This is a genomic window from Rhodococcus sp. C1 (assembly GCF_020809065.1).
GTDB classification, from domain to species: Bacteria; Actinomycetota; Actinomycetes; order Mycobacteriales; family Mycobacteriaceae; genus Rhodococcus_F; species Rhodococcus_F qingshengii.
Genome location: NZ_CP078080.1, coordinates 2,489,034 through 2,506,423, shown reverse-complemented (window position 1 = coordinate 2,506,423; position 17,390 = coordinate 2,489,034). Strand labels below are relative to the sequence as shown.

General features: G+C 62.5%; 15 protein-coding genes and 1 pseudogene. 6 read left to right on the top strand and 10 right to left on the bottom strand.

The annotated features are described in order from the left end of the window. Positions 1-19: 19 nt before the first annotated feature. From KTR60_RS11570 to KTR60_RS11560, 3 genes are read right to left on the bottom strand one after another with little or no spacing between them, the layout of a single operon-like run. Positions 20-799: an enoyl-CoA hydratase/isomerase family protein gene (locus KTR60_RS11570; protein WP_208689638.1), complete on the bottom strand. Its 780-nt coding sequence runs from the start codon at positions 797-799 to the stop codon at positions 20-22. A gap of 10 nt (positions 800-809) precedes the next feature. Next, on the bottom strand, positions 810-1,628 hold the full coding sequence (locus KTR60_RS11565) for an NUDIX hydrolase (RefSeq protein WP_029255094.1): 819 nt from the start codon (positions 1,626-1,628) through the stop codon (positions 810-812). 56 nt (positions 1,629-1,684) lie between these two features. Next, on the bottom strand, positions 1,685-2,506 hold the full coding sequence (locus KTR60_RS11560) for an ABC transporter ATP-binding protein (RefSeq protein WP_003944728.1): 822 nt from the start codon (positions 2,504-2,506) through the stop codon (positions 1,685-1,687). A gap of 51 nt (positions 2,507-2,557) precedes the next feature. On the opposite strand from KTR60_RS11560, the pseudogene glgX reads away from it, so the two are divergent. Beyond that, positions 2,558-4,600, top strand: a pseudogene (glgX, locus tag KTR60_RS11555) (glycogen debranching protein GlgX); the annotation flags it as partial. Here glgX and KTR60_RS11550 read toward each other — a convergent pair. From KTR60_RS11550 to ctaD, 4 genes are all read right to left on the bottom strand, one after another. Then, positions 4,513-5,307, bottom strand: a complete 795-nt coding sequence (locus KTR60_RS11550) for a YczE/YyaS/YitT family protein (protein ID WP_251014174.1) — start codon at positions 5,305-5,307, stop codon at positions 4,513-4,515. The pseudogene glgX and the gene KTR60_RS11550 sit on opposite strands and share 88 nt — an antisense overlap. Positions 5,308-5,344: 37 nt before the next feature. After that, entirely contained in the window at positions 5,345-6,130 is a 786-nt protein-coding gene (locus KTR60_RS11545; RefSeq protein WP_063836273.1) for a peptidyl-tRNA hydrolase, read from the bottom strand. Beyond that, positions 6,127-7,347: a phosphoserine phosphatase SerB gene (gene serB / locus KTR60_RS11540; RefSeq protein WP_003944761.1), complete on the bottom strand. Its 1,221-nt coding sequence runs from the start codon at positions 7,345-7,347 to the stop codon at positions 6,127-6,129. The genes KTR60_RS11545 and serB overlap by 4 nt, the downstream gene beginning before the upstream one ends. Positions 7,348-7,463: 116 nt before the next feature. Continuing rightward, a complete protein-coding gene (gene ctaD / locus KTR60_RS11535) occupies positions 7,464-9,254 on the bottom strand; it encodes a cytochrome c oxidase subunit I (RefSeq protein ID WP_020907234.1) in 1,791 nt (596 codons plus the stop codon). A gap of 350 nt (positions 9,255-9,604) precedes the next feature. Between ctaD and KTR60_RS11530 the strand changes: the two genes are divergently transcribed. The 3 genes from KTR60_RS11530 to KTR60_RS11520 all read left to right on the top strand — a co-directional run bounded on the left by KTR60_RS11530 (position 9,605) and on the right by KTR60_RS11520 (position 12,284). Then, positions 9,605-10,600, top strand: coding sequence for an ABC transporter substrate-binding protein (locus KTR60_RS11530; RefSeq protein WP_054187778.1), 996 nt, complete (start codon positions 9,605-9,607; stop codon positions 10,598-10,600). 49 nt (positions 10,601-10,649) lie between these two features. Continuing rightward, positions 10,650-11,744 carry an iron-siderophore ABC transporter substrate-binding protein gene (locus KTR60_RS11525; RefSeq protein WP_228402160.1) on the top strand — a complete coding sequence of 365 codons (1,095 nt, stop codon included), beginning with the start codon at positions 10,650-10,652 and terminating at the stop codon, positions 11,742-11,744. 66 nt (positions 11,745-11,810) lie between these two features. Then, on the top strand, positions 11,811-12,284 hold the full coding sequence (locus KTR60_RS11520; RefSeq protein WP_007736052.1) for an NUDIX hydrolase: 474 nt from the start codon (positions 11,811-11,813) through the stop codon (positions 12,282-12,284). A gap of 94 nt (positions 12,285-12,378) precedes the next feature. Here the strand turns inward: KTR60_RS11520 and nrdF are convergent, their stop codons facing one another. After that, positions 12,379-13,344: a class 1b ribonucleoside-diphosphate reductase subunit beta gene (gene nrdF, locus KTR60_RS11515; RefSeq protein ID WP_003944744.1), complete on the bottom strand. Its 966-nt coding sequence runs from the start codon at positions 13,342-13,344 to the stop codon at positions 12,379-12,381. Between the two features lie 170 nt (positions 13,345-13,514). On the opposite strand from nrdF, the gene KTR60_RS11510 reads away from it, so the two are divergent. Then, positions 13,515-14,432 carry an SPFH domain-containing protein gene (locus tag KTR60_RS11510; RefSeq protein WP_202427213.1) on the top strand — a complete coding sequence of 306 codons (918 nt, stop codon included), beginning with the start codon at positions 13,515-13,517 and terminating at the stop codon, positions 14,430-14,432. A 12-nt stretch (positions 14,433-14,444) separates the two neighbouring features. Beyond that, positions 14,445-14,657: a hypothetical protein gene (locus tag KTR60_RS11505; RefSeq protein ID WP_161121278.1), complete on the top strand. Its 213-nt coding sequence runs from the start codon at positions 14,445-14,447 to the stop codon at positions 14,655-14,657. A gap of 61 nt (positions 14,658-14,718) precedes the next feature. Here KTR60_RS11505 and nrdE read toward each other — a convergent pair whose 3' ends face one another. Then, positions 14,719-16,902 (bottom strand): class 1b ribonucleoside-diphosphate reductase subunit alpha, encoded by a 2,184-nt coding sequence (nrdE, locus tag KTR60_RS11500; RefSeq protein ID WP_003944756.1) that lies wholly within the window; start codon positions 16,900-16,902, stop codon positions 14,719-14,721. Further along, complete coding sequence (gene nrdI / locus KTR60_RS11495; protein WP_003944767.1) at positions 16,860-17,339, bottom strand: class Ib ribonucleoside-diphosphate reductase assembly flavoprotein NrdI; 480 nt, start codon at positions 17,337-17,339, stop codon at positions 16,860-16,862. The genes nrdE and nrdI overlap by 43 nt, the downstream gene beginning before the upstream one ends. Positions 17,340-17,390: the final 51 nt, after the last annotated feature.

The following is a 17,390-nucleotide window of genomic DNA, read 5'->3' as shown; positions in this document are numbered from 1 at the left end:
AGTTCTAGTTTAGGGGAGCCTACTCGCCCGTGAACTCGGCCTTGCCCGGACCGTTCGCGATGAACGACTCCATGCCGATCGCCTGATCCTTGGTCGCGAACAATCCGGCGAACAGATGCTGCTCGATCTTGAGCCCGGATTCCAGGTCGGTGTTCAGACCCTCGTCGATGGCTGCCTTGGCAGCAGCCAACGCACGTGACGCTCCCCCGACGAACTGCGAGGCCCACGTGCGAGCGGCGGTGTACACGTCGTCGGGAGCGACGACCTCGTCGACCAGACCGATGGCCAACGCCTCGTCAGCCACGACGAAACGGCCGGTGAAGACCAGATCCTTGGCCTTTGCCGGACCGATCAGACGAGCCAGGCGCTGCGTTCCGCCGCCACCGGGAATGATTCCGAGCAGAATCTCCGGAACTCCGAGCTTGGCGTTGTCTCCGACGATCCGGCGATCGGCCGAGAGTGCAACTTCGAGTCCACCACCGAGTGCGTATCCGGTGATCGCGGCAACGGTCGGCTTCGGGATGGACGCCACGGCGCCGAGCCCGGCCTGCATGCCACCGATCGCGTCACGGATCTGGCCGTAATCCATCTCGGCCATTTCCTTGACGTCTGCACCTGCTGCGAAGACTTTCTCGCCGCCGTAGACGATGACGGCCTTGACTGCCTTGTCGACGGTCGCAGCGTGTGCGGCAGCAGCCAACTCGTCCTGAACCTGACGGTTCAGAGCGTTCATGGGCGGACGCGCCAGACGGATGGTGCCGATGCCTTCGGAAACCTCGAGAGTCACAAATTCAGCCATGGTCGAGAGGTTACTTTGCCGCCTTGACCGACCACGGATGCGGCCCGGCGACGTAGTAACCGTCCTGGTTCGGGAACTCGACGCGCAGCGTTTCCTCGTCGGTGATCAACGTAGGCAGGATGACGGGAATCTCCGGCTCGGCTGCGAGTATCTCCGCCACCGAACTGAACTTGGCCAATTCGGTCAGCTGACTCCACGTCGGCGGCAACAGGATGCTGCCACCCTCCCGCCAATGCGCCAGCGCGTCCTGCGGGCTCTGCCAACGAACCTCGGCGGCCTCGGAGGTGACGCCGTCCGCGATCTGTCCGGTCGGTGACGCTGCGACGAAGAAGCGCGTGTCGTAGCGGCGGGTCTCGCCCACCGGCGTGATCCAGTTCGCCCACGGCCGCAGCAGATCCGTTCGCAGGACCAGGTTCTCCTTCTTCAGGAAATCGCTGAACGACAGCTCGTGCTTTTCGAGAGCTACTCGGTCCTGTGCATAGCCGGCCGTGTCCGCGACGACCGTGTCAGCCGTGGGGCCGGCCAGCAGGACACCGCACTCCTCGAAAGTTTCCCGCACCGCAGCCAAGACGAGAGCCTTCGCCCGAGCAACATCCGTGCTGAACCGCTCGGCCCACCACTCGACCGACGGCCCGGCCCACTCGACCTCGGCCGTCGCATCGGACTTGTCGACGCCGCCGCCGGGGAATACCGTCATGCCCCCGGCAAACGCCATCCCTTGTACTCGTTGAAGCAGGAAGATCTCGATCCCGGATTCGGCATCGCGCACCAAGATGACGGTCGACGCATCCTTGGGCTCGGGGACAGCGTTTGTATTCTCGTTAGCCATGCTTCGCGAACCTACGCGATCTGTGATCTGGGACGCATTTCAGGTCCCACTGAAGCTCACGCGCGATGAGCTCCGGACGGTCTCGCGCGGCGCGCGAAGTATCGGCCGTCCGCCTTGTCGAGGCTGATGGACTGGCTGAATGCCGCGCTCAGATTTTCGGCGGTGATGACGTCGTCCAGAAGGCCCTGAGAGACGACCTCCCCTTCCTTGAGAAGGAGTGCGTGGGTGAATCCCGGCGGGATTTCCTCGACGTGATGGGTGATCAGAACGGTAGCCGGGGCGTCCGGATCGGCAGCCAGTTCGGCGAGTCTAGCCACAAGTTCCTCACGTCCACCGAGATCGAGCCCGGCGGCGGGCTCGTCCAGGAGAAGAAGTTCGGGATCGGTCATCAAGGCTCGCGCGATGAGGACGCGCTTGCGCTCGCCTTCGGAAAGCGTCCCGTACGTCCGATCCGCCAGGTGCTCGGCGCCGAGGCTTTCGAGCATCTCCACAGCGCGCGAGGTGTCCATGGATTCGTACTCCTCGCGCCACCGACCGAGAACGGCGTAGCCCGCCGACACGACGAGGTCGCTGACCTTCTCGTCGCCGGGCACGCGGTTCGCCAACGACGACGAGGACAAACCGATTCGCGGGCGCAACTCGTTGACGTCGACCTTGCCGAGAACTTCGCCAAGGAGGTGGGCAGAACCACTGGTCGGGAAAGTCTCACCGGCCGCGATGCGCAGCAGCGAGGTCTTGCCGGCACCGTTGGGTCCGAGCACCACCCATCGCTCGTCCAGCTCCACTTTCCAGGTGACGGGCCCCACGAGAGTGGACCCTCCCCGACGGATGAGTACGTTGTCGAAATCGATGAGCAGATCTGGATCAGGTAGCGGCACCCGAACATCTTCCCGCACATTCTCCGGCCGTTCACGGCAGGATCATCTTGCGTGTCGCCTCTCATCGAAACTCACACCCCGACGCCCGGGTCTCCGTTCCCACTCGGCGCCCACATCGTGGACTCCGGAACCCAGTTCGCGGTCCACGCCCCAGCTGCGTCGAGCGTCCAGATCTGCCTGATCGACCAGGACGGAAACGAAGATCGCGTCGAACTTCGGCAACACACGTACGGAATCTGGCACGGAATCATCTCCGGGATCGGTGCGGGGCAGCGTTACGGAATTCGGGCGTCCGGCCCGTGGAATCCGCGCGCCGGGCTGAGACTTAATCCACACAAGCTGCTCCTCGATCCGTGGGCGCGCCGCATCGAGGGGGATCTCGGTGATCACCGTGCCCTCCTGTCGTACGCCGACGATCCCTTCGGCGACCCGTCGACGGTCGACTCGCTCGGCCACGTGCCGCTGTCCGTGGTGACTCCCGGCCTCGCGCCCGCCGGAGCCCGCCTCGAGACGCCGTGGGAGGAAAGCGTCATCTACGAACTGCATGTGGGCGCGTACACCGCCAGTCATCCAGGAGTACCCGCCGCCCACCGCGGAACGTACCTCGGCCTGACGGCACCGGCCGTGATCGATCACCTCGTCTCACTCGGCGTCACTGCCGTGGAACTGCTTCCCGTACAGGCATTTCTGACCGAACAGAGCGTCCGCGAGCGAGGGATGCGCAACCACTGGGGATACTCGACGGCGTCGTACTTCGCCCCGCATCCCGGATACGCGGCAACTCCGGGCGGCGAAGTCACCGAGTTCCGGATCATGGTCGACGCATTACACGCGGCAGGCATCGAGGTCGTCCTCGACGTCGTCTACAACCACACCTGCGAGCAGAGTGTCGACGGAATCAGTGTCAGCTGGCGAGGTTTGGACGGCCCCGGCTATTACCTTCTCGACGGCGACGGCCGCGACATCGACCTGACCGGGTGCGGCAACACGGTCGACGCCTGCTCCCCCATCGCCGTCCGCATGATCACCGACAGCCTCCGTTACTGGGCCACCGAAATGGGTGTCGACGGCTTCCGATTCGATCTTGCGAGCGCGTTGGGTAGGCCGCGCGGCGGAGGCTTCGACCAGCGGGCGTCCATCCTGTCCGCCATCTCCTCCGATCCGGTACTGACTCGGTGCAAGCTCATCGCCGAACCGTGGGATGCCACTGCAGACGGTTACCAGGTCGGAAACTTCGGACTCCAGTGGTCGGAATGGAACGACAAGTACCGCAGCACCATTCGCCAGTTCTGGAACGGCGGATCCAGCGTCCGGAAGGTCGCGTCGCGCCTCGCCGGTTCCGAGGACATCTTTGCCGGCAGCGGCCGTCGCCCCTGGGCGTCGATCAACTTCGTCACAGCGCACGACGGGTTCACCGCCGCCGATCTGGTCGCGTACAACCACAAGCACAACGAAGCCAACGGTGAAGACAATCGTGACGGCGCCGATCACAACGATTCGTTCAACCACGGAATCGAAGGCCCGAGCACCGATCCCGAGATTCAGGACGCCAGGGCACGTCATGTACGGGCGCTACTGGCCACGCTCGTGCTGTCGACAGGCACACCGATGCTCACCGCCGGAGACGAGTTCGGCCACAGTCTCGGCGGAAACAACAACGCGTATTGTGTTCCCACACTTGCCTCCCCAGCCGATTCGTGGGCCCTGGACTGGACGGCGGCCGATCAGTCGTTGGTGCAGTTCGTCTCCCGAGCGTTCGGATTACGCCGAACGGCACCGGCGTTGCGTCAGCCCGAATTCTTCGAAGGCAGAAGAAGACTGGAGCACCCGGACCTCGTCTGGTTCGACGCTGCCGGCGTCGAGTTCGACGACACCGCATGGTACGACGAGAGTCACCGAACGCTGCAGGCCTGGATCGACGGAGCCGACGTTCGGTCTCACACTCGAACCGGGCGCCCACTCGGTGACGACAGTTGGCTCCTGATCCTGCATTCCGGTGGACCGGTTCAGGTCACCGTCGGCACTCCGGAATGGTTCGACGGCACCTTGACTGCATCGTTCGATTCGGCGTCACCCACCGGAGAACCTGCCTCCACGGCCGAAGTTCCCGTCGGCACCGAGATTTCGCTGACCGGCCCCACGGTCTTGGCCTTACGTTCCGTGACACGTCCTCCGGTCACCGCTGCTGTCATGGAATCCGGCAGCACCTTGATGAGGAATTGAATGGTCGGTCCGATCCCGAAGGCGTACAACACTGTTCCGACGCCGACGGTTCCACCGAGGAGCCATCCGGTCGTGAGGACCGCGATCTCGATGCTGGTACGCACGAGCCTGACCGACAGACCTGTGCGAGCGACCAGTCCGGTCATCAATCCGTCGCGGGGGCCCGGCCCCATGCCCGCGCCGATGTAGAGAACGCTGGCCAGTCCGTTGAGGAGGATTCCCGCGACCATGATCATGGCTCGAACTGGCATGGAATCAAAGACCGGCAAGAAGGCCAGTGAGGTATCCACCGAGATGGCAATTACAACGACATTGGCGACCGTTCCGAATCCCGGCCGCTGACGGATCGGAATCCAGAGCAGCAGTACCACCGCACCGGTAATCGCAGTGATCACGCCGAAACTGAGCGAAACATGCTCGGCCACGCCCTGATGGAACACATCCCAGGGATCCAGACCAAGACCGGCTGTGATCATCATGGCCATCGAGAAGCCGTACAACCACAGACCAACGAACAGCGAGGCGAATCTCCGTATCAACACCCGACCATCTTGATGGCCACTGGACTGTTCATCCATAGCCAAGTTGCCGATACTGGACTGGTCGGTTGCGTCTCTACGGAACCGCGATGACTGTCATGGAGCCTGGTGCCACTTCCGTGAAACCAGCGTCACGAACCGCGACGGCCTCCGACTTCTTCAGCCGAACTACTGCTTCGGCCCACTGTTCCGGGCTCGCGTCGCGCACCGAGCAGCGAAAGTCGTTCTGCGCCCAGGCCCAGCACTGTTTCTCGGACATGGCCGCCGCCAACAACATCGAGGCATGCCCGACCTGTGCCGACGCCTTGCCTACCGTCATCTCGAGCGCCGAGTCGATCCACAGCACAGGAAGACCAGGCTCCGGCGGGCCAGGCTCGTCGTGCTCGAGATCGGTCCCACCGATCTGCAACTTCTTGATTCGCGGGTCCAGTTCTCCGACCGGCCCGGGAACCAGAGCCCGCGCCTGCGCGCCATCCACATCGACGGTGATTCCCGGTACCTCCTGCGCGGCGAGCCACTGCGCTCCTCGCGCTCGACGAGACACCTTCCGAATCCGGGCACCCACCCACGCCGAATAGTCCTCGTGCCAGGGGCCGGGTTCCCCGTCTTCGGTGAACCCGACGCGTTCGTCCAGACACAGCGCCACAGCCGCCGTTGCCGCAGCCTCGAGCAGTGCGGTGCGCTTGGGCGGGTCTGCCTTCGGAATGTGCAGAACGATCGGCATCGCCAACACCAGCGCCGGATCCGCGGGATCGTCTCGCCCTCCGTACCCAGCGGCCAGCACCGCGTGGCGCTCGCGCCAGCGCGAATCGGGGCCGGACATCACAGCTGGATCGGAACTGAATGCTGGATCGGAACTCATGGAATCGGTACGCGTCGCACGCCACCGTCGACGGCGTCCGCAGCCTCGACCTCGTCGCGGGTCACACCGAGAATGAACAGCACAGCGTCGAGGAAGGGATGCGACAACGCAGCATCTGCGACCTCCCGCAACGCAGGCTTGGCGTTGAACGCCACGCCCAGGCCCGCGGCGTTGAGCATGTCGATGTCGTTGGCACCGTCACCGACGGCGACGGTCTGTTCCATCGGCACACCGACCTGATCGGCGAACTTGCGCAGCGCAACGGCCTTCGCGGCGCGGTCGACGATTTCACCGATCACACGTCCGGTCAGCTTGCCGTCGACGATTTCGAGGGTGTTGGCGTGCACGAAGTCCAGTTCGAGTTCGTGTGCGAGGCCTTCGATGACCTGCCGGAAGCCACCCGACACCACGCCGCAGTGGAATCCGAGACGGCGCAGGGTGCGAATCGTGGTTCGCGCACCCGGCGTCAGTTCGATGCTCTCTGCCACCTCGTCGATGACGGAGGCGTCGAGACCGGCGAGTGTCGCCACACGCTGGTGCAGTGATTCGGTGAAGTCGATCTCGCCGCGCATCGCAGCTTCGGTGACGGCGCGGACCTCGTCCTCGACGCCGGCCTTCGCGGCGAGCATCTCGATGACCTCGCCCTGGACGAGCGTCGAGTCCACGTCGAACACGATCAGACGCTTGGCCCGGCGAGCCAGTCCTGCGCGCTCGACCGCGATGTCGACGTTTTCGAGAGCGGCGACCTCGGCGAGTCCGGTGCGCAGCTTCGCGTCGCCGTCCGCCGTATCGGCCGCGCTGACGCTGAGTTCGAGGCCGGTGACCGGATAGTCGGCGACACCACGGATGGAATCGATGTTTGCGCCCTGCTTCGCGAGTTCGCGTGCAACCGATCGCATTGCGCGAGCATTGACCGGGCTACCGAGAACAACGACCGCGTGGGTGGACACCGCGGGCCGTCCGGGATCGGCACCGATTTCGATGTCGACGTTCATTCCGACCGTCGCCATCGCCTGTTCGAGTTCTTCCTGAAGCGCTTCGGGATCGTTCGGGCAGGCAACCATGACACCGAGTGTCAGTCGACCTCGAATCACCACCTGCTCCACGTCGAGTAGACGCACATCGTGCCGCGACAGCGCCGCGAACAGTACCGAGGTGACGCCAGGGCGGTCCGGCCCGGTCACAGTCACCAGAACAGTGGTGTCAGAGGCACCCACCGAAAACTCCGATCGTTTCTTCGTTCGCGTCTTGATCGTCACTATTGTGCCAAGCGAAAGGCCCCACCCGTTACTCGGGCGGGGCCTTCGCTGATTACTTCAGTGTGTTACTTCGCTCAGGAGCGGCTGTCGGTTCCGGGGTCGCCTTCGTCCCCGACCGTGAGCGGCTCGTGACGAGCATCTTCGAGCACGGTGCTGGCGTTCTTCCCGCCGTGGCCGGGGCCGACGTGCGCTTCCGCGCGCATCCGCTCCACCATGTGCGGGTAGTGCAGCTCGAACGCCGGACGCTCGCTACGGATGCGCGGCAACTCGGTGAAGTTGTGACGCGGCGGCGGGCAGGTGGTTGCCCACTCCAGCGAGTTTCCGTAACCCCACGGATCGTCGACGGTGACAACCTCGCCGTAGCGGTAGCTCTTGAAGACGTTCCAGATGAACGGAAGCGTCGAGGCACCGAGTACGAAGGCAAAGATCGTGGACACCGAGTTCAGAACCGTGAACCCGTCCGAGGGCAGGTAGTCGGCGTAACGACGCGGCATACCTTCGGCACCGAGCCAGTGCTGAACGAGGAACGTGCCGTGGAAACCGACGAACGTGGTCCAGAAGTGCCACTTGCCGAGGCGCTCGTCCATCATGCGACCGGTCATCTTCGGGAACCAGAAGTAGATACCGGCGTACGTGGCGAACACGACCGTACCGAAGACCACGTAGTGGAAGTGGGCGACGACGAAGTAGCTGTCCGTGACGTGGAAGTCGAGCGGCGGGCTCGCGAGGATGACACCCGACAGACCACCGAAGAGGAAGGTGATCAGGAAGCCGATCGAGAACAGCATCGGCGATTCGAAGGTCAACTGCCCCTTCCACATCGTGCCGATCCAGTTGAAGATCTTCACACCTGTCGGCACGGCGATCAGGAACGTCATGAACGAGAAGTACGGCAGGAGAACAGCGCCGGTTGCGTACATGTGGTGGGCCCACACCGCGATCGACAGAGCGGCGATGGCCAATGTTGCGTACACCAGGCCGCTGTAGCCGAAGATCGGCTTACGGCTGAAGACCGGGAAGATCTCCGAGACGATGCCGAAGAACGGCAGCGCGATGATGTACACCTCGGGGTGACCGAAGAACCAGAACAGGTGCTGCCACAGGAGCACACCGCCCGTTGCCGGGTCGAAGATGTGCCCACCGAGATGGCGGTCGACGAACAGGCCCATGAATGCAGCGGTCAGCAGCGGGAACGCCAGCAGGATCAGGATGCTGGTGATGAAGATGTTCCAGGTGAAGATCGGCATGCGGAACATGGTCATACCGGGTGCGCGCAGGCAAATCACGGTGGTGACCATGTTGACGCCACCGAGGATGGTGCCGAGGCCGGCGACAGCCAGACCCAAGACCCACAGGTCGGCGCCGACGCCGGGGCTGTGCAGCGCGCTGGTCAGCGGCGTGTATGCCGTCCAACCGAAGTCTGCTGCGCCACCGGGCGTGACGAATCCGGCCGTCGTGATGATCGCGCCGAACAGGTACAGCCAGTAGCTGAACGCGTTCAGACGCGGGAACGCGACGTCAGGTGCACCGATCTGGAGCGGAAGAATGTAGTTCGCGAAGCCGAAGACGATCGGGGTCGCGTACAGCAGCAGCATGATCGTGCCGTGCATGGTGAACAGCTGGTTGAACTGTTCGTTGGAAAGGAACTGCATGCCGGGTACAGCAAGTTCGGCACGCATCATCAGTGCCATGAGGCCACCGATGAGGAAGAAGGCGATGGAAGTCGCCAAGTACATGATTCCGAGCACCTTGGGATCGGTGGTCGTGATCATCTTGAAAATGAATGAGCCCTTGGGTCCCTGCCGCGGCGGGTAAGGCCTGGCCGGCGCTATCGTGGGGACTGGCTGGGGCGCTACGGCAGTCACTGATCCTCCTGAATGTGCCTTTGGTCGCTCCGCAGACTCCGTCAAAGAGCCCTTGGTTGCGCCCGCAGGGTCCGTCGCCCGGGCTGCGGACAACGGCTTCTGGCTTGCGCTCATCGAATCGTAGACCGTGACTCCGAGGCACCGCGACCCGGTCCTACTCTGCGTCGTACTCGAGCATCCGTTTTTCACGGCACCGAACGAACGACCTGCGGTTTATGTTCCCCCGGGAGTCCGAACCCACTTCCGAATCGGCGTGTCGTGCGCGTCGAAGAATTCGGTCGGTGTCCGTTTTCGGCCAACCCCTCCACTGATAAGGTCACCCTCGCCTAACTCATCTCAGGAGCCAATCAGTGAAATTCTTTCCCCGCCGGGCCGCGCTGGTAGCGGTCGCAGCTTCGATCGCCTTGGTCGTTCCAGCGTGCTCGAGTAACGACGAGCCCGCTGCAAACACCAACTCGACCGAGTCGGGCGCATTTCCCCGTACCGTCGAGCACTTCCGCGGAAGCACCGAAATCCCGGCCGCACCCCAGCGGATCGTCGCGCTCGACAACAGCTTCACCGACGCCGTCCTTCTCCTCGAATCCCCGCTCGTCGGCTACGTCGACTACCGCGAGCCCGGTCTGCCCGACTACCTCGGATCCTCCCGAGAGGAATTCGCCCCGGACGCAGTCTCGGTCGGGACGGTCAGCAGTGCAAGCCTCGAGAAGATCGCCGCACTGCAGCCGGACCTCATCATCTCCGCCGAGGTCCGCGACGGGAAGAACTACGAGCAGCTCTCCGCAATCGCGCCCACCGTCTTCACCCAGACAACCGGTCCGACGTGGAAGGACAACATCCGTGTAGTCGGTCAAGCGCTGGGCAAGGAATCGCTGGCCGAGGCGAAAATCTCCGAATACGAAACTCGCGCGGCTGCCGTCGGCAAGGAAATCAACGAGAAGGCGAACAACCCGGTCATCTCGGTAGTCCGGTTCGCCGGTGAACCGACCGCACGCCTCTACCGCACTACCTCGTTCAGCGGCATCGTTCTTCAGGATGCCGGGCTGAAGCGCCCGGACAACCAGGGACCTGACCCCGCCGATGCCGGCAACATCATGATGAAGATCAGCCCCGAGCTGATCAACGAAGCCGACGCGGACGTCATCTTCATCAGCACCTGGCAGGACGCCGAGGGCAAGAGCGCCGAAGCTGCGAAGCCATTCCTCGAGAGCCCGCTGTGGCAGACCCTTAGGGGGCGCAAGGTGGACGTGGACGATTCACGGTGGATGTCGCCGGTCAGCATCCAGGGCGCGCACATGATCCTCGACGACCTCTCGGACACGTTCGAGGTGGACAAGCAGAACAGCTGAGTCGAACAGCTAACCTGAACGGCGCCCGCTCACACAGGAAGCCGTCGACTTGTCTGTTCTCTCACGCACGTCTGTTCTCTCACGCACGACCGCCCGCACGTCCGTTCGTCGTGTCTCGATCCTGGGGATCGCCGCCACGATGCTCGTCCTCGGTGGTTGCTCGTCCGACTCGTCGGACGATCCCGCGAGCACCATCGTCCGGACCACTACGTCGATCGCCGGTGCCGGCGTGATGGGCATCGAACGCGACACCGCCACCGCGTGCCCGACGCCGACGCAAGCCGACCCGGGAGCGGGCCCCGGGGTGAAGCGTCGAGTCGTACACACTGCGGGTGAAACCGAGGTTCCTTCCGATCCCCAACGGATCGTGGTCCTCGACAGCGTCTCGATGGACGCCGTGTGCGCCCTCGGCCTGTGGGAGCGGGTAGTGGGCGCCGCGACCGGTGTCGACTCACCTCAACCGTCGTACCTGGGTTTCGGCATCTCGGAGATTCCGAGTGTCGGCCCCGTGAGCGCACCTGACGTCAACGCCGTGAAGGCCGCCGCGCCGGACTTGATCCTCGGGTCCAGTCCGGCGTCCGACGGCTTGTACGGGCAACTCAACGCCATCGCCCCCACCGTGTTCGCGGGCTCGGATCCCGTGTACTGGAAAGCGCAGTTCGCCCTCGCCGGCCAGGCACTGGGCCGTTCGTCCGCGGCTGCGACGGAGCTCGACCGCTACCAGCAGGACGTCGTGCAGCTCGGCGACGCATTGAATGCATCGCAGACGCAGGCATCAGTGGTTCGGTTCGGTTCGAAGGACCTGCAGATCGAGGGCCCTGCATCCTTCGCCGGACAGATCCTCAGCGACGTCGGCGTCCGGCGCCCACCGGCGCAGCGATTGACCGATGCGACCACGGCACCGATTCCGGCCGACGATCTCAGCGCCGCCGAAGGGGACTTGATCTACGTCCTCTTCGACGGGCCGAACGGCCGTACCTACGGCACCGAGATCATGAAGAGCGACCAGTGGCAGGACCTCGCCGCTGCCACAGACCGACGTGTGTTCGTAGCGGAAGACGACATCTGGAACGGAAACGGGATGACTGCTGCCCGTGCCGTATTGGCGGACTTGAAGGGAACCTTGAACGGATATGCGAGCTGACCGGAACGAACCACAACTCCCACATTCGAGGCGGCTCGCCACAACTGTGACGGTCGGGTTCTGATCATGCCGATCCCGGAATTCATTGTCGCTTTGCGCGAGAAGGTCGGTCATGCGCCGCTCTGGCTGTCCGGAGTGAGCGTCGTGATCCGCGACGACGACGGTCGGGTCCTGCTCACCCGCCGCGCCGACAACGGTCAGTGGGCCGTCGTGTCCGGCGTTCTCGAGCCTGGGGAGGAACCGTCGGCGGCGGCGGTGCGCGAGGCGAAGGAAGAAACCGGCGTCGACGCCGAATTGGTTCGGATCACGAGTGTCGATGTCACAGAGCCCATTACGTACCCCAACGGCGACGTGACTCAGTACCTCGACGTGTGTTTCCTGGCCAGGTGGACCGGCGGAGATGCACACGTGGCGGACGACGAAAACCTCGAGGTCGCGTGGTTCGCGCCGAGCGCACTGCCTTCGGACATGACGGAAACCTCGCGTCTGCGCCTCGCAAAAGCGTTGCTGGACAAGCCGGAAGCGTGGTTTCAGCGCTAGTCCGCTCCCAATACACGGCCGAAGCCCGATTCCCGCGTGTGCAGGAGTCGGGCTTCGGTGTGTAGGTCGCTCTGGAAATCCCGAGCGGGTCGCTCTAGAAATCCCAGTCGTCGTCTTCGGTGTTGACGGCTTTGCCGATGACGTAGGAGCTACCCGAGCCGGAGAAGAAGTCGTGATTCTCGTCCGCATTCGGTGAAAGTGCCGACAGGATAGCCGGATTGACGTCCGTCTCGTCCTTCGGGAAGAGGCCTTCGTAGCCGAGATTGTTGAGCGCCTTGTTGGCGTTGTAGCGCAGGAACTTCTTGACATCCTCGGTCAGACCGACGCCGTCGTAGAGGTCCTGGGTGTAGTCGACCTCGTTCTCGTAGAGCTCGAAGAGCAACTCGAACGTGTAGTTCTTGAGCTCTTCACGCTCGGCCTCGGTGAGCTGTTCGAGGCCCTTCTGGTACTTGTAGCCGATGTAGTACCCGTGCACGGCCTCGTCGCGGATGATGAGGCGGATGAGGTCTGCGGTGTTGGTGAGCTTGGCTCGCGAGGACCAGTACATCGGCAGGTAGAAGCCGGAGTAGAAGAGGAAGCTCTCGAGGAGCGTCGATGCGACCTTGCGCTTGAGCGGCGACTCGCCGTTGTAGTAGTCGAGAACGATCTGCGCCTTGCGCTGCAGGTTGGGGTTCTCCTCCGACCAGCGGAACGCGTCGTCGATGTCGGGGGTGGAGCACAGCGTCGAGAAGATCGAGCTGTAACTCTTCGCGTGCACCGATTCCATGAAGGCGATGTTGGTGTACACCGCTTCTTCGTGGGGAGTGATCGCGTCCGGGATGAGGCTGACGGCGCCGACCGTTCCCTGGATGGTGTCGAGCAGCGTCAGGCCCGTGAAGACGCGCATGGTGAGCTGCTGCTCCTGCGCGGTCAGCGTTCCCCAGGACGGGATGTCGTTGGAGACCGGCACCTTTTCGGGCAGCCAGAAGTTGCTGACGAGGCGATCCCATACCTCGGCGTCCTTCTCGTCCTGGACGCGATTCCAGTTGATGGCGGAAACGCGACTGACCAGCTTGACCATAATTCCTACCTAGCGAGAGAGATACTGCCGAATGTTGGCTTGCCTGAACACTACCCGTTGTGTCGGGTTCGCGATGCCAACACAACAACATGTGTCGCACGCGCCCCTCCACGAGTACAAAAAATGTGATATCAATTAAATATCACTTACCGATGGAAAGCGAGTCTCGCATGACCAGCACACCCACCGTGGCCGAGAAACCGACCGGTGTCGCCACCACAACGATCGCCGAACGCCCAGGCTGGGACCTGTCCGGCAGCTGGATGCTCCTCGGCGGCGTCCTTCTCTTCCTGGCCGGAATCGCGCTGTCCGTCGTTGGCGGAGTTCTGGGACTCTTCGCCCTGATTCCGGTCGGAGTGGTGCTGTTCATCGCGTCACTCCCCCTCCTGATGGGCCTGACCTTGGTGCAACCTAATCAAGCCCGAGTTCTGCAACTTCTCGGAAGCTCGTACAGCGGCACCTTGCGCACGCCGGGACTGCGATGGACAAACCCGCTGACGGTCCGTCGATCGATCTCGACGCGCATCCGAAACCATGAGACCGGTCAGGCGAAAGTGAACGACGCCGACGGCAATCCCATCGAGATCTCGGCGGTGGTCGTCTGGCAGGTGGCCGACACAGCGCTCGCCTCGTTCCAGGTGGACGATTACGAGGAGTTCGTCTCCGTACAGACCGAGGCGGCCGTCCGCCATATCGCCGGTAGCTACCCGTACGACGCCGAAGGCCGAGTCTCGTTGCGCGAGAACGCCTATATCATCACCACCACCTTGTCGGAGGAGGTTCACGCCCGCGTACGTGCTGCGGGTGTCGAAGTTATCGAGACACGCATCAACCGGCTCTCGTATGCACCCGAAATCGCCAGCGCGATGCTTCGGCGCCAGCAAGCGGGTGCAGTGATCGCCGCCCGCAAGCAAATCGTCGAAGGTGCGGTGTCCATGGTCGACATGGCACTCAAGCAGCTCGAGGAAAAGCACGTCGTCGAACTCGACGAGGAACGGAAGGCGACGATGATCAGTAACCTTCTGGTCGTGCTGTGCGGCGACCGCGACGCACAACCGGTGCTCAACACCGGTTCGCTCTACCAGTAAAGGAAAGGCCACATGGCCACGGATCCAGCTCCGCGATCCGAGCGTAAGAAGGTCCTTCTTCGGTTGGACCCAGCGGTACACGACGCCCTCGCCCGCTGGGCCGCCGACGATCTCCGAAGTACCAACGCCCAGATCGAGTTTCTCCTTCGGCGCGCACTCACCGAGCACGGTCGAATGCCGAAGAACGCCGGCAAGATGCACGGTCCCGGCCGCCCGCCGGCCTGATACCCCTGTGCGCCTTTTCGGTAGTAACCACTACCGAAAAGGCGCACGGGGGCGGAGCCCTTTACAGCATGCAGGAAACGCAGCCCTCGACCTCGGTGCCTTCGAGTGCCATCTGACGCAGACGGATGTAGTACAGCGTCTTGATGCCCTTACGCCACGCGTAGATCTGCGCCTTGTTGATGTCGCGAGTGGTGGCGGTGTCCTTGAAGAACAGCGTCAGCGACAGGCCCTGGTCGACGTGTTGCGTTGCGGCAGCATAGGTGTCGACGATCTTCTCGTACCCGATTTCGTAGGCATCCTGGTAGTACTCCAGGTTGTCGTTGGTCAGGTAGGGCGCCGGGTAGTAGACGCGGCCGATCTTGCCTTCCTTGCGGATCTCGATCTTCGACGCCACCGGGTGGATGGAGCTGGTGGAGTAGTTGATATACGAGATCGAGCCGGTCGGCGGGACGGCCTGAAGGTTCTGGTTGTAGATACCGTGCTTCTGAACCGAAGCCTTCAGCTCACGCCAGTCGTCCTGGGTGGGGATGTGCAGCTTCGCATCGGCGAAGAGTCCGCGAACCTTGTCGGTTGCCGGCTCCCAGGCCTGGTCGGTGTACTTGTCGAAGAATTCACCCGAGGCGTACTTCGACTCCGGGAAACCCTTGAAGTACGAGCCGCGCTCGATGGCGATCTTGTTCGACGCACGCAGTGCGTGGAAGAGCACGGTGTAGAAGTAGATGTTCGTGAAGTCGATGCCTTCTTCGCTGCCGTAGAAGATCCGCTCACGAGCGAGGTATCCGTGCAGGTTCATCTGACCGAGGCCGATGGCGTGAGAGTCGTTGTTGCCCTGCTCGATCGACGGCACCGAGTAGATGTGCGTCTGGTCGGACACTGCCGTCAATCCGCGGATCGACACTTCGATGGTCTTGGCGAAGTCGGGCGAGTCCATGGTCTTCGCGATGTTCAGCGAACCCAGGTTGCAGGAGATGTCCTTGCCGACCTTCGAGTAGGACAGGTCGTCGTTGAACAGTGAAGGCGTCGAAACCTGCAGGATCTCCGAGCACAGGTTCGAGTGCGTGATCTTGCCTTCGATCGGGTTTGCCCGGTTCACCGTGTCCTCGAACATGATGTAGGGGTAGCCCGATTCGAACTGCAATTCGGCGACGGTCTGGAAGAACTCGCGAGCTTTGATCTTGGACTTGCGAATTCGCTTGTCGTCGACCATCTCGTAGTACTTCTCGGAGACGTTGATGTCGGAGAACGGAACTCCGTAGATGCGCTCGACGTCGTACGGCGAGAACAAGTACATGTCCTCGTTCTTCTTCGCCAGTTCGAACGTGATGTCCGGGATCACGACGCCGAGTGAGAGCGTCTTGATACGGATCTTCTCGTCGGCGTTCTCACGCTTGGTGTCGAGGAACCGGTAGATGTCGGGGTGGTGCGCATGCAGGTACACAGCACCGGCGCCCTGACGCGCACCCAACTGGTTGGCGTAGGAGAACGAGTCCTCGAGAAGCTTCATGATCGGGATGACACCCGAACTCTGGTTCTCGATCTTCTTGATCGGGGCGCCGTGCTCACGAACGTTGGTGAGCAGCAAGGCAACTCCGCCACCGCGCTTGGACAGCTGCAGTGCCGAGTTGATGGAGCGACCGATGGACTCCATGTTGTCTTCGATACGAAGCAGGAAGCAGGACACGGGCTCACCGCGCTGCTTCTTGCCCGAGTTCAGGAACGTCGGGGTGGCGGGCTGGAAGCGTCCGGCGATGATCTCGTCGACGAGTTCGACGGCCAGGTCTTCGTTGCCTGCGGCCAGGGTGAGCGCAACCATGCAGACACGATCTTCGAAACGCTCGAGGTAGCGCTTACCGTCGAAGGTCTTGAGCGTGTACGAGGTGTAGTACTTGAATGCACCCAGGAACGTCGGGAAGCGGAATTTCTTGGCGTACGCGTGATCGATCAGGAACTTCACGAAAGTACGTGAGTACTGATCGAGAACCTCGGGCTCGTAATAGTTTTCCTCGACGAGGTAGTCCAGCTTCTCGTCCAGATTGTGGAAGAACACGGTGTTCTGGTTGACGTGCTGCAAGAAGTACTGACGGGCTGCAGCGACATCCATCTCGAACTGGATCTCACCGTTGGCGCCGTACAGGTTGAGCATGGCATTGAGTGCGTGGTAGTCGAGACCGTTGGTGGAATCGCCGCCGCGCGCATCACGCTCTACGCTTCCTGCCGCGATCGTGTCAGTGATGGTTGGCGCCACTGCCCGTGCTCCTTCTCTGTTTCGAGATGATTCCAGAACTCCCCCAAGCCTTCTCGTACCCGGTCGACGTCCTCGGCAGTGCCCATGAGTTCGAACCGGTACAGAAAAGGAACGTGGCATTTCTGGGAAATGATGTTTCCTGCATAGCAAAAGGACTCACCGAAATTGGTGTTTCCCGCCGCGATCACTGCTCTGATCAACGACCTGTTGTGTGGATTGTTCAAAAAACGAATGACCGGCTTCGGTACATAACTGGTGTCGCGCCCTGTCACGGTGACCCCGCCACCATAGGTGGGCAGAATCAGCACATAGGGCTCGTCTACACGAAATGAGCCGTCACGGTCATGGATAGGTATACGTGTCGCAGGCAGGCCGAGACGTTGAACGAATCGGTGGGTGTTCTCCGACACGCTGGAAAAATAGACCAGCGAAGTCATCGGTTGTCACCATTTTCTTGTACGGTGCCCGGAACTACTCAGATGTGTCGG

Excerpts from the sequence above, each read along its gene's own strand:
- KTR60_RS11570 (WP_208689638.1), bottom strand. The coding sequence starts at position 799 with ATGGCTGAATTTGTGACTCTCGAGGTTTCCGAAGGCATCGGCACCATC.
- nrdI (WP_003944767.1), bottom strand. The coding sequence starts at position 17,339 with ATGACTTCGCTGGTCTATTTTTCCAGCGTGTCGGAGAACACCCACCGA.
- KTR60_RS11550 (WP_251014174.1), bottom strand. The coding sequence starts at position 5,307 with ATGGATGAACAGTCCAGTGGCCATCAAGATGGTCGGGTGTTGATACGG.
- KTR60_RS11545 (WP_063836273.1), bottom strand. The coding sequence starts at position 6,130 with ATGAGTTCCGATCCAGCATTCAGTTCCGATCCAGCTGTGATGTCCGGC.
- KTR60_RS11520 (WP_007736052.1), top strand. The coding sequence starts at position 11,811 with ATGCCGATCCCGGAATTCATTGTCGCTTTGCGCGAGAAGGTCGGTCAT.
- KTR60_RS11505 (WP_161121278.1), top strand. The coding sequence starts at position 14,445 with ATGGCCACGGATCCAGCTCCGCGATCCGAGCGTAAGAAGGTCCTTCTT.
- KTR60_RS11565 (WP_029255094.1), bottom strand. The coding sequence starts at position 1,628 with ATGGCTAACGAGAATACAAACGCTGTCCCCGAGCCCAAGGATGCGTCG.
- KTR60_RS11510 (WP_202427213.1), top strand. The coding sequence starts at position 13,515 with ATGACCAGCACACCCACCGTGGCCGAGAAACCGACCGGTGTCGCCACC.
- nrdF (WP_003944744.1), bottom strand. The coding sequence starts at position 13,344 with ATGGTCAAGCTGGTCAGTCGCGTTTCCGCCATCAACTGGAATCGCGTC.